The sequence below is a fragment of the Dryocola clanedunensis genome, assembly GCF_038405435.1.
Taxonomy (GTDB): Bacteria; Pseudomonadota; Gammaproteobacteria; order Enterobacterales; family Enterobacteriaceae; genus Dryocola; species Dryocola clanedunensis_A.
This window is the reverse complement of sequence record NZ_JBBYHZ010000001.1, coordinates 604,458-617,340: the sequence shown is the minus strand read 5'-3', so window position 1 is coordinate 617,340 and position 12,883 is coordinate 604,458. Positions and strand designations below refer to the sequence as shown.

General features: G+C 58.8%; 13 protein-coding genes. 3 read left to right on the top strand and 10 right to left on the bottom strand.

From position 1 onward, the window contains the following. Positions 1-30 precede the first annotated feature (30 nt). The 4 genes from ytfE to AAE045_RS02805 form a co-directional block, all read right to left on the bottom strand. The gene (gene ytfE / locus AAE045_RS02820) at positions 31-693 is read right to left on the bottom strand and encodes an iron-sulfur cluster repair protein YtfE (RefSeq protein ID WP_455546371.1); all 663 of its coding nucleotides are present in this window, start codon (positions 691-693) and stop codon (positions 31-33) included. 84 nt (positions 694-777) lie between these two features. Continuing rightward, complete coding sequence (locus tag AAE045_RS02815; protein ID WP_455546370.1) at positions 778-1,749, bottom strand: DMT family transporter; 972 nt, start codon at positions 1,747-1,749, stop codon at positions 778-780. Between the two features lie 77 nt (positions 1,750-1,826). Further along, entirely contained in the window at positions 1,827-2,651 is an 825-nt protein-coding gene (locus tag AAE045_RS02810) for an AraC family ligand binding domain-containing protein (protein ID WP_455546369.1), read from the bottom strand. 64 nt (positions 2,652-2,715) lie between these two features. Then, the gene (locus AAE045_RS02805) at positions 2,716-3,564 is read right to left on the bottom strand and encodes an SDR family oxidoreductase (RefSeq protein WP_455546368.1); all 849 of its coding nucleotides are present in this window, start codon (positions 3,562-3,564) and stop codon (positions 2,716-2,718) included. Positions 3,565-3,652: 88 nt separating this feature from the next. Here AAE045_RS02805 and AAE045_RS02800 point away from each other — a divergent pair, with 88 nt between their 5' ends. Beyond that, on the top strand, positions 3,653-4,045 hold the full coding sequence (locus tag AAE045_RS02800) for a winged helix-turn-helix transcriptional regulator (protein WP_455546367.1): 393 nt from the start codon (positions 3,653-3,655) through the stop codon (positions 4,043-4,045). Positions 4,046-4,111: 66 nt separating this feature from the next. Here the strand turns inward: AAE045_RS02800 and AAE045_RS02795 are convergent, their stop codons facing one another. Next, on the bottom strand, positions 4,112-6,043 hold the full coding sequence (locus AAE045_RS02795) for a bifunctional 2',3'-cyclic-nucleotide 2'-phosphodiesterase/3'-nucleotidase (RefSeq protein ID WP_455546366.1): 1,932 nt from the start codon (positions 6,041-6,043) through the stop codon (positions 4,112-4,114). A gap of 202 nt (positions 6,044-6,245) precedes the next feature. On the opposite strand from AAE045_RS02795, the gene cysQ reads away from it, so the two are divergent. Then, entirely contained in the window at positions 6,246-6,992 is a 747-nt protein-coding gene (gene cysQ / locus AAE045_RS02790; RefSeq protein WP_455546365.1) for a 3'(2'),5'-bisphosphate nucleotidase CysQ, read from the top strand. Here the strand turns inward: cysQ and AAE045_RS02785 are convergent. Then, positions 6,982-7,545, bottom strand: coding sequence for a YtfJ family protein (locus AAE045_RS02785; RefSeq protein WP_455546364.1), 564 nt, complete (start codon positions 7,543-7,545; stop codon positions 6,982-6,984). The genes cysQ and AAE045_RS02785 overlap by 11 nt on opposite strands. A 336-nt stretch (positions 7,546-7,881) precedes the next feature. On the opposite strand from AAE045_RS02785, the gene AAE045_RS02780 reads away from it, so the two are divergent. Beyond that, on the top strand, positions 7,882-8,088 hold the full coding sequence (locus AAE045_RS02780; protein ID WP_121266826.1) for a DUF1107 domain-containing protein: 207 nt from the start codon (positions 7,882-7,884) through the stop codon (positions 8,086-8,088). A gap of 51 nt (positions 8,089-8,139) precedes the next feature. Here AAE045_RS02780 and allS read toward each other — a convergent pair whose 3' ends face one another. From allS to fdrA, 4 genes are read right to left on the bottom strand one after another with little or no spacing between them, the layout of a single operon-like run. Beyond that, positions 8,140-9,072 (bottom strand): HTH-type transcriptional activator AllS, encoded by a 933-nt coding sequence (gene allS / locus AAE045_RS02775; RefSeq protein ID WP_455546363.1) that lies wholly within the window; start codon positions 9,070-9,072, stop codon positions 8,140-8,142. Further along, positions 9,065-9,889 carry a DUF2877 domain-containing protein gene (locus AAE045_RS02770; protein WP_455546362.1) on the bottom strand — a complete coding sequence of 275 codons (825 nt, stop codon included), beginning with the start codon at positions 9,887-9,889 and terminating at the stop codon, positions 9,065-9,067. Before AAE045_RS02770 ends, allS begins: the two co-directional genes overlap by 8 nt. 46 nt (positions 9,890-9,935) lie before the next feature. After that, the gene (locus tag AAE045_RS02765) at positions 9,936-11,198 is read right to left on the bottom strand and encodes a DUF1116 domain-containing protein (protein ID WP_455546361.1); all 1,263 of its coding nucleotides are present in this window, start codon (positions 11,196-11,198) and stop codon (positions 9,936-9,938) included. A gap of 13 nt (positions 11,199-11,211) precedes the next feature. Continuing rightward, positions 11,212-12,879, bottom strand: a complete 1,668-nt coding sequence (gene fdrA, locus AAE045_RS02760; protein WP_455546360.1) for an acyl-CoA synthetase FdrA — start codon at positions 12,877-12,879, stop codon at positions 11,212-11,214. Positions 12,880-12,883 lie beyond the last annotated feature (4 nt).

Sequence of the window (12,883 nt, the reverse complement as noted above, 5' to 3'; positions counted from 1 at the left end):
CAGTCCGTGTGGATTGCCCATTTTTAAGGCCTACTCCCCAGCCAGAGCCCGAGGGAACAGCACGTTGTTTTCGAGGCTGATGTGATTCATCAGATCGTCAATCAGCTCGTTAATCCCGTTATACATCGCTTTCCAGGTGGTGCACGCTTCCGGCGGCGGGGTAACGTTATTGGTGGTGTGCCTGATGACCTCCAGCAGCTCTCCCGCCTCATCATGCTCGCTTTCCATGACGCTAATCGGACCGTTAGCCTGAGCGCCCATGCCCTGTTTAATCATCGGGAACAGGATCTGCTCTTCCTTCATCATATGGCTGCTCAGCTCCTGATGCAGCATGGTGAGATATTTCGCCAGCCCCTTCGGCACGTTCGGTTTATCCGCATGCACGCGCTCAACCTTAGTCGCCTGTAGAATCAGCTCCGGCAGCTGTTCGCGGTGCCTGTCGTGGTAGCGAACCACAATATGGTCGATGATTTCCGGCAGCGGCGCGGTTCGCCACTCCTTGTCGATGGGTTCTTCAGCCAGAGTCGCCAGCTCGGCCTCTATGGCTGCCAGATCCAGCTCTTTACGGGCAGCGGCACGCTCAAGCGTCTGCCTGCCACCGCAGCAAAAATCCAGGTCCAGCTTGCGGAACAGCGCGGAGGCGCGGGGAATGGTTAATGCCAGTTCACCTAGGGGTTGGTCGCGGAAGGCCATGGTCGGTACCTCATCTTGTAGAATATAAGATGCATATTAAATGCATCTTTAGGCTGAGGCTATGCCTATTTTTGGGTAGCGCCGTTATTCCCCTGCGGCTGCTACCTCTTTTATCTGTACTTTCTGTGGCTTAGTGAGGACCGCCAGCACCACGCCGATAACCAGACAAAGAATGCCCAGCAGCGTGAGCAGGGGGGGCCAGCTGTGGCGCAGCATAAAGGTATAGGCCAGCCCGGCCAGCGTTTCAAAAACGATAAGCGGTCCGACAATCACCGTCGGCAGGCGCTGGCAGGCGATGTTCCAGCACAGGTTGCCCAGCCAGGAGCAGAGCAGGGCGATAGCCAGCATCAGCGTGACGAACACCTCCGGGCGCGGGCCAAACGGCAGGGCAAAATCGGCGCTGCTGCGGGCCATAAACAGGCAGACGGCAACGTATCCCAGCAGCGAGAAAGGTAGCGTGGACAGCCCCTGCGCGGTGGCCCACATCATCGGATTTTTATCTGGATTTTCCCGCAGCCAGCGGGCGTTGCGCAGCGCATACCATGCCCAGCAGACGACGGAAATAAAGGCCAGACCGATACCGCTGGCGTATCGCCACCAGCTGAAATCAACCTCCCCACGGCGCAGTTCGGCGGTATTGACCATCACCAGCCCAATAGCGATGACTACCAGAGCCGGGGCGAGCCGTCGCCACGGCAGTTTTCCGTCGCGCTTGCTGTAGAGCAGATTGGCAAACACGGGGATCACTACCGGCAGGGTGCCAATAATCATCGTAGAAATGGGCGCACCGGTGCGCTGAATCGCGCTTGCCAGGCAGACGTAATAGATCAGGTTCCCGACGGTAGAGAGCTTCAGCGCGGTAAACCAGTCCCTGCCGCTAAGCTGGCGCAGGCGCTGCCGCCCGAGCCATGCCAGCGGGATAGCAATCAGCCCCAGCGCAAGGTAGCGCCCGGTAGACTGCAGCGCGGCCGGGTAGTCCGGCACGATAATCGGGCCGACAAAAATCAGCCCCCACATCAGCCCGGCCATCAGGGCATACAGCACGCCAGTTAACATTTTACTCTTCCGGTCAGTTCTTTGCGGCCAGTGTAGGGGCGAGGCGGGTGCGAGTATTGTATGAGATTGCGGTTTAGCTAGCGGGAAACCTGTTTCTGGTAGCGCACGGGCGTGATGCCATAACGCTGGGCGAAAGCGCGGGTCAGGTGAGCCTGGTCCGTCAGGCCGCTCATGGCCGCAACCTGCGCTGCGGGAACGCCGTTGGTCAGAAACTGTTTTGCGTACCACAGGCGAATAGCCATCAGCATCTGGTGGGGCGTGACGTGAAAGTGTGCTTTGAACTGGCGCTGGAAATGCCAGGGGCTTAGTGAAACTACGGCGGCCAGTTCGTCGAGCGTTATCGGGTGCATATAGTTGTCGTGGAGGTATTCGCGGATGCGTTCGAAGCGGTGCGAGGCCTCCAGCGGCCCGGCGGACTGGTGATGCGCGTAAGGCCGAAAAGCCTCAATCAGATTGAGCAGCAGGCCCTGCTGGGTCAGCGAGTCGTCGGCGCTCCACAGGCCGTTTATCAGCTGCCCTACCTGATGCGAACGCAGCGGATCATGGTTGACCGCATCGCTGAACCACCAGCGGCGCTCGCCGGTGACGGATTCCAGCAGTTCAGGCTCAAGATAAATCATACGGTACTGCCAGCCGTCTTCCGTCGCCGCTTCGCCGGTATGCAGCTCGTCCGGGTTCATCAGCACCAGAGAGCCCCGGGCGGCAACGTGCTGTGCGCCGCGATAGCGGAAGCGCTCGGCTCCCCAGGTGACGGTGCCGATGCCAAAGGCTTCGTGGGTGTGGGGTTCAAAGGCGTAGCGTGAGATGTGGGCGTGGTAAAGCTCAACGCCCGGCAGCTGCGGCAGATGCCGGAACTGGGCGCTGTCTTTCTCATCAATGAACTGCTCGGGAACGCCTTGCACTGAAAACCTCCGCGGGGACACCCCATAAGTATAGGGATGTCCGCCGTTAACGGATAGTTAACAATTACAGCGTGCTGCGAACGCTTTCCGCAAGGGAGGTTGTGGGGCGACCAGTCAGCTGGCTGAGCTGGTGGCTATCGTCGAACAGGCCGCCTTTGGATGCGCCGATGTCTGAGTTTGCGAGCATTGCCGCAAAACCTTCCGGTAAACCCGCGCCCAGCAGTGCCGCTTTGAATTCCGCTTCGCTGAGGTTCTGATAAACCACGGTTTTACCGCTCTGCCTGCTGACTTCTTCCGCCAGCTCCGCCAGCGTCCAGCCGCGATCGCCCGCCAGCTCATAGGTTTTCCCGGCCTGATTATCCAGCGTCAGAACTTTTGCCGCCGCTGCCGCATAGTCAGCTCGCGTGGCAGAGGCAATTTTTCCTGCCCCTGCGCTGCCAATAAACACGCCGTGCTTCAGGGCAGCCGGAACGCTGGCAAGATAGTTTTCGGTGTACCAGCCGTTGCGCAGCAGCACGAAAGGAACGCCAGACTCTTCAAGCATTTTTTCCGTTGCCACATGCTCTTCGGCCAGGCCAAGCGGAGAGGTATCCGCGTGCAGCAGGCTGGTGTAGGCGATGAGTTTTACGCCTGCGGCTTTCGCGGCGTCAATCACGTTGCGGTGCTGAACGGCGCGCTGTCCGACTTCGCTGGAAGAGACCAGCAGGAGCTTTTCGACGCCCGCCAGCGCCTGTTGCATAGTCGATATATCGTTGTAGTCAGCGGCGCGAACCTGCACGCCGCGCCCGGCTAAGTCGCTCACTTTGGCCGGCGTGCGGACAATCGCCACCACGCTGTTTGCCTCCACGCTTTTCAACAGCTCTTCTACAACCTGACGGCCAAGCTGGCCGGAAACGCCGGTAATCGCAATCATGGTAAACACCTTACTGTTTTGGGTTAGTTGTGCCACACTAGCACCCTAACTAACTTTTAGTAAGTACGTACAAAAAGGTAAGTATAAGATGAGCGAAATCGTTGAAAGCGCGCCAACGCTTAGCGAGCAGATGCGCAGCGGCAACCTGTTTGCCGAGAAATGCCCCTCGCGGGACGTGCTGAAACACGTCACCAGCCGCTGGGGCGTGCTGATACTGGTAGCGCTTCAGGGCGGTACGCACCGTTTCAGCGACCTGCGCCGTAAAATGGGCGGCGTGAGCGAAAAAATGCTGGCGCAAACGCTACAGTGGCTGGAAGCGGACGGCTTTGTTAACCGCAAATCGTACCCGGTAGTGCCGCCGCACGTGGAGTACAGCCTGACGCCGCTCGGTGGCGAGGTGGCCGAAAAAGTCGCCGCGCTGGCGGACTGGATTGAGGGGAATTTGCCGCAGGTGATGGCGTCCCGCGAACGGGACGCCTGAAGCATCACTAGGGTAAATCAACCTGATGCAGCCGTAGGTCTGATAAGCGCAGCGTCATCCGACAGGTTATTTAGTTAAATCAATTTGATAAACAGAGAAGCCAATCTCGTCCGTGCCGACATTTTTCATCGGATACTGAGCCTTCTCCTTGATAAACGCGGCGGCTTTCTCGCCCGGCGAAGTTTCGAAGCGGATATCCAGCGGCTGCGCGCTGTGAATCGGCGCCAGGCGCCAGTTGTTGTCCGCCGCCGGGTGGATCTCTTTCTGCGCGCTAATCCAGTTTGCCAGCACCGAGCGGTTTTCATCCGGGGACGCAAAGGCAATATGCTTTTCGCCCGTTCCGGCGAAGGTGCCGCCATAGGCGCGATAGTTGTTAGTCGCGACCAGGAAGGTGGCGTTCGGATCGACTGGCTTGCCCTTAAACGTCAGGTTTTTAATGCGTTCAGACTGCGGGTTCGCAGGCTTGCAGTCGCCGTCGTAGCGCGCAGGCTGTGAGACATCAATCTGGTAGTCCACCCCGTCGATAACGTCGAAGTTGTAGGTGCGGAAGCCGTCCCAATTGATGAGCGGCTGCGGCCTGCTGCTGTTGACATCAATCTGGTTGAACTGCCCGGCGGAGCATTCCAGCCACTCTTTCACCTCTTTTCCGCTCGCCTTCACCACGACCAGCGTGTTCGGATAGAGGTATAAATCGGCGGCGTTGCGGAAGGTCAGCTGGCCCTTTTCAACCTCGACGAAGCTCGCGGGATCGTTTTTACGCCCGCCCACTTTGAACGGCGCGGCGGCGGAAAGAACCGGCAGATTCGCGAGATCCGGGTCGCCCTGAATATATTTCTCGACGTAGGCGCGCTGGGCGTTGTTCACCACCTGCACGGTAGGATCGTCCTGAACAAGCGCCAGATAGCTGTACATATTATCGGCTGATTTGCCGATGGGTTTGCTGACAAATTCACGGGTGGCGTCATGGTCGTGGGCCAGCACTTTCACCAGCGCCTTCTCTTCCGGTGCCAGCGATTTTTTCGCCGCGTTGTCATAGATCGGGCGCGCCTCGGCTTTACTGCCGGTGACTTTCCACGATCCGCTGTCGTTGTTGAGCACCAGATCCACCACGCCCAGATGATCGCCCCACATCCCCGGCATCACTGCGGGCACGCCGTTGAGCGTGCCTTGTTTAATGTCCGCGCCTTTGATATTCGCAAAGTCTTTACCCGGGAACACGGCGTGGGCATGGCCGAACAGAATGGCATCTACGCCGGGCACCTGGCTTAAGTAGTACACGGAGTTTTCGGCCATCGCGTGATACGGGTCGCTGGAAAGCCCCGAGTGGGCAATCACCACCACTAAATCCGCCCCTTCTTTACGCATCTGCGGAACATAACGCTTCGCGGTTTCGGTGATGTCCTGCACCGTGACTTTGCCTTCCAGATTTGCTTTATCCCACGTCATGATCTGCGGCGGCACGAAGCCGATATAGCCGATGCGCAGCGTCTGCGGCCTGCCGTCTTTATCCGTCACGCTGGTCTCTTTAATGAGATAAGGGGTAAACAGCGGTTTGCCGGTCTTTGTATCGATAATATTGGCGTTTACGTACGGGAACTTCGCACCGGACAGCGCCTTGTGCAGGTAATCCAGCCCGTAGTTAAATTCATGGTTTCCGAGGTTGCCGACGGCATAATCCAGCGTGTTCAGCGCCTTATAAACCGGGTGGATCTCTCCGGCTTTTAACCCCTTTGCCGCCATGTAGTCGCCAAGTGGGCTACCCTGAATCAAATCACCGTTATCCACCAGCACGCTGTTTTTTGCTTCACTGCGGGCCGCGTTGATAAGGCTTGCCGTGCGCACCAGCCCGAATTTTTCGGTAGGCGTATCTTTGTAGTAGTCGAAGTCCATCATATTGCTGTGCAGGTCGGTGGTTTCGAGGATACGCAGATCGACGGTTGCCGCGCTGACGCTGGTCGCAATCAGCGTGGCAAGCATCGTTACGCTAAACTTGATCATGATTAAGGTCCTTTTTCGAGGTACGCCACAAAAGGCAATGAATTTACAGGCCGTTGCTTACAAAAGTGTGAAGTCTGCCAGAAATCGGACCGGGGAAACCGGAATCGCTTCACAGATAGCGCATCATGACGCAATGAGATATAAGTAAAACAACAGGTTAATCGCGCGGTGAAGCGTGCGTCGCAACGACATGAGGTGAAGAATGTTAGAACAAATTTGCCAGCTGGCACGAGAGGCGGGAGCCGCCATCATGCAGGTTTACGAAGGGGAGAAGCCGCTGGAGGCTACCCAGAAGTCCGACGACTCGCCGGTCACCGCGGCCGACCTCGCTGCCCACACTATTATTATGCAGGGCTTACAGGCCCTGACGCCGGACGTGCCGGTGTTATCCGAAGAAGACCCGCAAGGCTGGGATATTCGTCAGAAATGGGATCGCTACTGGCTGGTGGACCCGCTGGACGGCACCAAAGAGTTTCTTAAGCGCAACGGAGAGTTCACGGTAAACATCGCGCTGATTGAAAAGGGCAAGGCGGTGATGGGAGTAGTCTACGCCCCGGTACTGAAGATTATGTACAGCGCGGCGGAAGGCAAAGCGTGGAAAGAAGAGTGCGGCACACGTAATCAAATTCAGGTGCGCGATGCGCGCCCGCCGCTGGTCGTGGTAAGCCGCTCCCACTCGGATACCGACAGCGAGCTGAAAGAGTATCTCCAGCAGATTGGCGAACACCAGACTACCGCCATCGGCTCCTCGCTGAAGTTCTGCCTGGTGGCGGATGGCCAGGCGCAGCTTTACCCGCGCTTTGGGCCAACCAACATCTGGGATACCGCCGCAGGCCACGCCGTGGCGGTTGCCGCCGGGGCGCATGTCCACGACTGGCAGGGCAAGCCTCTCGACTATACCCCGCGTGAATCCTTCTTAAACCCAGGCTTCCGGGTTTCTATTTACTGAGCAGCTCCTGCAGCAGGTTCATCACCTGCTGCACTTCTTCCTGCGTCAGCGCGCCGTCTTTGGCGTACCGAACGCGCCCGGTTTTATCCAGCACCACAATCGCCGAACCGGCATCTTCCAGCTGCCAGGCCTTTTTCGCCACGCCGTTGCTGTCCACGATGAACTGCGACCACGGATACTGCTTCTTGTTGCTCTCGATGCTGCTGCGCACAAACATACCCGTTCCCACAATCGCGTCATCGGTGTTAACAACCGTCGTGGTCTGGTAGCGATCGTGCGGGAATCTGGCGGCCTTAATAGCCTCAATCAGCCCGGCGTTCTTCTCTTTTGCGCTTGAGCGTCCGGCAATATGCTGCAGCACCCGCACTTTTCCAGGCAGCTGCGCGCTATTCCAGGTTTTATAGCTAAACTTATCTTTATCGTTATCCAGCACCAGCTCGCCTTTATCGGCAATGCCCACCGGGGGCACGCGCTGGTTCTTTTCGAAATTGTGGGCTGAGGCCATCAGAGGCAGCAGCAGGGCGGTAAGCGCAAGCGCCGTGCGCAGGGTCATGAGTGACTCCTTATTATGGGCGGTGAATTGCAGGTGATCCGACCACTTGGTCGCGGTGTTTTAAGCATAAGTGCTGAATGGCTATCTGTCTCGCAACAACAGTGCCAGTTTGCGGGCCGCCGCACATATCCCTGCTTTTTGAATGCTTAAGCTGGGATTTATTTACATTCGAATAGATTATTCTGAGAAATTGTAATCGAACGGTAAAAAAGGTTATGCAAACTAGGTGTCGGTTTGTATATGGACTATAGTTTCCAGGCACCAAATTTTTCGCCTCGTTTTGTCGGACCAAATGTGGAACCGCAGGGGCGTAAACACTGCAGGAGAGTAAAAACAATGAAAATTTTCCAACGTTACAACCCGCTTCAGGTGGCGAAGTACGTGAAAATCCTGTTCCGTGGACGGTTGTACATCAAGGACGTTGGCGCTTTTGAGTTCGATAAGGGCAAGATCCTCATCCCAAAAGTGAAAGATAAGCAGCACTTATCCGTTATGTCTGAAGTAAACCGCCAGGTTCTGCGTATGCAGGCGGAGATGGCGTAAAGCCATCAGGTAGTAAAAACAAAACGGCACCCGAGGGTGCCGTTAGTGTTTTTATCGAGTGGGCCTGCGGTCTATCTGGTGCAAAAATCCCCTGATCGTCGGCTCATTGCGCTGAAACTGCGTCACAACTTCCCTTATCGCTTTACCCACTCCCGTTGATTTCCACGCCAGAGAAAGCTGCGACGGCTGCCGCGCGCGCTCGACCTTCCTCGTCACCAGCTCACCGCTTTCCAGCCACGGCTGGCAGAGGTTATAGGGTAAAAAACCAATCCCCAGCCCTTTGAGATGGCATTCCAGCTTGGTGCTGATATCCGGCACTTTGATCTCTTTCTGGCCCGGCAGCAGCCAGGCGACGCGGCGGGTCAGCGTCCGTGAGGTGTCGTCGATATTAATGGCGGGGTAGCGCCGGAGATGCTCTTCCGCGATGGTTTCGCCGCTGATTTTGGCTAACGGATGGTGCGGCGCGACGACGAACAGCCACGAAATCTCGCCCAGCGGGTGAAGCGCAATATTGTTCGAAAGGGACTCCGAGCCGGTCACGCCGATGGCGATGTGAAAATCGTCATACAGCAGCGCGTCCCAGACGCCCATATAGACCTGGCGGGAGATCTGAAACTGGGTAAACGGGAAGCGGCTGTGCAGCCAGGCAAGAAACTCCGCCACGGCCTGGGGCTGGTAGAGCAGGTTGTTGACCACGATGTTAACCTGGCGCTCCACCCCGGCGTTAATCTGCTTAAGCTCGTCGGGCATGCCGTCGACCCAGCTTAGCCACTGTCGGCAATGTTCCAGCAGGCATTCGCCCGCCAGCGTGAGGTTCACCGTGCGCGTGGTGCGGGTAAACAGCTGGGTGCCGACGTGCTCTTCCAGCGTCTTGATGCGGTAGCTCATCGCGGCCGGGGTTTTATGCAGCGCGGCGGCGGCCTGTGAAAAGCTGCCGGTTTCCGCGACCTTAATAAAAGTGCGAATCGTTTCATGGTCAAGCATGATTGGCTCCTGGAAACGCTTTCCTGAGCCAGCGCAGCCCGGTAACCAGCCCGAGAAGGGTATCTGCGCCGGAAGTATGGCCGTGATCGAGCAGATCACGGATGGCAGTTTCGCTATCGCGAGAATGGGCCAGACGGCCCATGAGTCTTACCAGCGGCGTTGAGAACTGCCCTCTGGCAGCGCTGTCGAGATAGCTACAGCTCACGGATGTGGTCAGTGTTAAAAGCGACTGAAAGTCAGGCAGAATTGAAGGGTAACGGTTAAGGGCAAGGAGTTGTTGGTTAGAATAGAGCGCCGCCAGCGCGCCGGTCAGCATGTCATCGCCGCTCGGCGTCAGCCCCGGCCCCAGGCCAATCAGGCCGCGCCAGTCCGGCCTGTAACCTGCCAGCCAGCGGTCCAGCTGGTGGGTCAGTAATTTCAGCAGGGGATGATCCTGCTGGTTAACCGCCTCGTTGAGCGGGCCGAGCAGGCCCGTTGGGTTAGTGAATCTGTGCAGGTCGGGCGGCGCAATCTCGCCTTCTGGGACGTTAAAATTCAGTCGACGCCGGTTTCGCAGCGAGTATCCACGGCCGGTAAAGCCTCGATCTTTGACGTTTAAGGTGCTATCAGCGGCAATAAAGCGGTTAATTTTATCGAAATCGTCATTATAAAAAATCCAGCCCGTTGGGCTACAGCCTTTGCCATAGCGATGAAAAGTAAAAAGCCTGCCGCTGGCGTGCGTCACGTTAATGGCGTGGGTAAAGCGGCTGTGCAGGCGAAGTTCGCTGCCGTCAGGGAAGGGCAGCCCGCTGCCGCCCGGCGCCAGAAAGAGATCCATTCATATCGCTCCATTTGAGGGGCAGCCGCGCCGCCCCCTCGTAGGTTTAAGCCGTAATATGATGAACTTGCGCAAGGGCTTCAAGTGCCAGTTCGAAGCAGGGCAGCGGTGCGCGCACTGTCCCGGCCCCGACCTGCCCCACGCCCGCTTCGCGGTGGGCAATCCCGGTGTTAATCAGCGGCGTGATCCCCGTTTCCACCACGCGACGGATATCAAGGCCCAGACATGCCCCTTTAAAGTTCCACGACGGGATTTGCAGCATCGGGTTGCTGTCGAGATAGATTTCGGTCATCTCTTCGCTGGTTTCCAGCGCGGCGTCCATCCCGCCCGCCCCCACGAAGCGCGTCACGCCCGGCGCCGCAATCATCGCCGCGCCGCCGATGCCCAGCGTTTCGGTGATGGCGCTGTCGCCGATATCCGGGTTGGCGTCCGCCTGGCTGAAGCCGGTGAAGAACAGCCCCTGCGGGGTGTTGACCGGCGCGGTAAACCAGCGGTCGCCCAGCCCGCTGACGCGGATGCCGAAATCGCGCCCGTTGCGGGTCATGGCGGTGACAATCGACCCTGCTTTAATCTGTGCGGCGGCGTCCATTACCGCTTTGCTGTAGGCCATCGCCAGGTTCAGGAAGAACTGGTCGGTGACGCTCAGGAACTGCATCACCTCCGCAAGCTCTGCCTTCGGGCGGTCCAGCTGCACGATATAGGGCGACAGGGTGCGCATCAGCAGGGCGGAGGCGGCAATGTTACGCTGGTGGAACTCGTCGCCCATGGTGATTGCCTGCGCCATTAACGCGGTCAGGTCGATGCCGTTATCAATGCGCCCAAGCGCTTCCTGAAGCACCGGGGCCAGGGTGTCGCGCATCCAGCGCAGGCGCTGCTGCACGTCCGGGCCGTAGGCACCGAAGCGCATCACCTTACCGATCCCTTCGTTCAGGTTGCAGCAGGCCTGGTTGCCGTGCACGCTGTTTTTCACCACCAGCACCGGCATATGGGCGGAGGTAATGCCCCCCATCGGGCCAACCGCGCTGACGTGGTGGCACGGAATGAACGTCACGCCGCCGTTGTCCAGCAGGCTCTTTGCCTCTTCTTCGCTAGCCGCCCAGCCTTCAAACAGGCAGGCCCCCAGGCATGCGCCGCGCATCGGGCCAGTCATCTCCTGCCAGGCGATCGGCGGGCCCGCATGGAGCAGCTTTTTGCCCTGCGCCAGCTCAGGAATGGCCTCATGGGCCAGACGTACGTCGGTCCAGTAGGGACGCGCCGCTTTGATTTGCTCGATGATTGCCGCATTAGCTTCGGAAATTGATGAATACATTGCCACTTCCTTCTTAATTCAGTTGTTTTAACAGACTGGCGAGCCGTGCGTTGCCACCGGCAACGGGTGCCCACTGATAGTGCACAACCGGCGTGCCCGTGCTTTGCAGATCGCTGGCAAAGCTGCGCAGGCCGGCGTTGATGACTTTTACGCCGTCCAGAATGGCGGGACGCGCCGTGGTGACAGGCGGCTGGTGGCGGCTGATGAGGTGCGCTGCCAGCAGGATGGCTTCCTGAAGATTGTTCATCACCACGATGTCGGCGTTCAGCAGCGTATCGGCCTGCGTGGTGCGGCACTGCGGATCGCTTTCCGTGCCGGTTAAGGTGGCGATAACGACCAGCGGATTGCCAGAGCCGCGCGCCTCGCGGACTTTCTGCACGGCTTCCACCACCGCGCCAGCAGGATCGGCGCAGGCGCCAAAGCCCAGCACCACGTCCAGCAGCAGCACGCCCACCTCTTTTTGCTGGATGAGCTTCTCGATTTCGAGGGAGCGGGTGGTGGGGTCAATCATCGGGTGCGGGCGGCCCACGGTATAAACGTCGTCGCCCAGGTCGACGATGCGGTGGCCCTTTGCCTCCAGCATGATGCCGTTGTGGTGATGGGCGTCCGGCTCAACGTCCAGCCGCGCGGCAAGCAGCATCGCGGCTTCGGCGGCAAGCGTTCCCCCGGCGTACAGCCCGGAGATGGTTTTACCGACTACCGCAGGCTGGGTTTCGGTGACTTCCGCCACGCAGGCGAGCATGACGGCAAGCTGTGCGGCCTGCGCAAGGGTTGAGGCCAGCCAGACGTTGCCCTCGTTGCATTTCTCTGGCTTCGCGCCGAGGAAGAGGGCGACAACGGGCTTAGGGATGCGCTGCATGGCGGCGATCACCTTCTGGCGCACCGCTTCCGCCGGGGGCTTAGAGACGAAAGCCAGCACTTTGCTTTGCTCGTCGGCGGCCAGCCACTCCAGCGCCGTCAGCGCGCTGATGCCGCCCACTTCCGCGCTGAGGTCGCGTCCGCCAAGACCAATGGCGTGGCTGACGCCGTGGTTGTGCAGGGCAATTTGCGAGGCGAGTTCCTGAATGCCGGTACCGGACGCGCCGATAATCCCGATGCTGCCCTTCGGCAGCACGTTAGCAAACGCCAGCGGCGCCCCGGCGACCATTGCGGTTCCGCAGTCCGGCCCCATAACGATCAACCCGCGATCCCGCGCCTGCTGCTTAAGGGCGACTTCCTGCTCAAGCGGTACGTTATCGGAGAACATCATCACGTTTTTGCCGCTCAGCAATCCCTGCTCGGCAACGCCCGCGGCGTACTCCCCGGCCACGGAGATCAGCAGCAGGTTGGCGTCCGGCAGTTTGTCGCAGGCGCTCTGCCAGCGGCGCGCTTTCGCCAGATGCTGCCCCTGGCCCGCCGCCTGGGTGATGGCGGTGAGTTCAGCTTCCAGCTGTTCGCGGATCAAATCGACTATCCCCGGATTTTCTGCGCCAGCCCGCACGGCGGCACAGATATCGTTCGGCGTGGCGTCGGTAAAATCCTTATGCCAGAACCCGGTGGTTTCGAGCAGGGATTTGTTCGCGGGCGTGCCCATCATCACCGAGACTTCTTCTACCTCGGGCGACGCGCTGAGCTTGCGCGAAATGAGCATCAGGCTGACGGAATCCTGAAAGCTGCCCTTTTTGATAAACGCATAAATCATGGTT

Excerpts from the sequence above, each read along its gene's own strand:
- AAE045_RS02765 (WP_455546361.1), bottom strand. The coding sequence starts at position 11,198 with ATGTATTCATCAATTTCCGAAGCTAATGCGGCAATCATCGAGCAAATC.
- AAE045_RS02815 (WP_455546370.1), bottom strand. The coding sequence starts at position 1,749 with ATGTTAACTGGCGTGCTGTATGCCCTGATGGCCGGGCTGATGTGGGGG.
- cysQ (WP_455546365.1), top strand. The coding sequence starts at position 6,246 with ATGTTAGAACAAATTTGCCAGCTGGCACGAGAGGCGGGAGCCGCCATC.
- AAE045_RS02795 (WP_455546366.1), bottom strand. The coding sequence starts at position 6,043 with ATGATCAAGTTTAGCGTAACGATGCTTGCCACGCTGATTGCGACCAGC.
- AAE045_RS02800 (WP_455546367.1), top strand. The coding sequence starts at position 3,653 with ATGAGCGAAATCGTTGAAAGCGCGCCAACGCTTAGCGAGCAGATGCGC.
- AAE045_RS02770 (WP_455546362.1), bottom strand. The coding sequence starts at position 9,889 with ATGGATCTCTTTCTGGCGCCGGGCGGCAGCGGGCTGCCCTTCCCTGAC.
- allS (WP_455546363.1), bottom strand. The coding sequence starts at position 9,072 with ATGCTTGACCATGAAACGATTCGCACTTTTATTAAGGTCGCGGAAACC.
- AAE045_RS02780 (WP_121266826.1), top strand. The coding sequence starts at position 7,882 with ATGAAAATTTTCCAACGTTACAACCCGCTTCAGGTGGCGAAGTACGTG.
- AAE045_RS02805 (WP_455546368.1), bottom strand. The coding sequence starts at position 3,564 with ATGATTGCGATTACCGGCGTTTCCGGCCAGCTTGGCCGTCAGGTTGTA.
- fdrA (WP_455546360.1), bottom strand. The coding sequence starts at position 12,879 with ATGATTTATGCGTTTATCAAAAAGGGCAGCTTTCAGGATTCCGTCAGC.
- AAE045_RS02785 (WP_455546364.1), bottom strand. The coding sequence starts at position 7,545 with ATGACCCTGCGCACGGCGCTTGCGCTTACCGCCCTGCTGCTGCCTCTG.
- ytfE (WP_455546371.1), bottom strand. The coding sequence starts at position 693 with ATGGCCTTCCGCGACCAACCCCTAGGTGAACTGGCATTAACCATTCCC.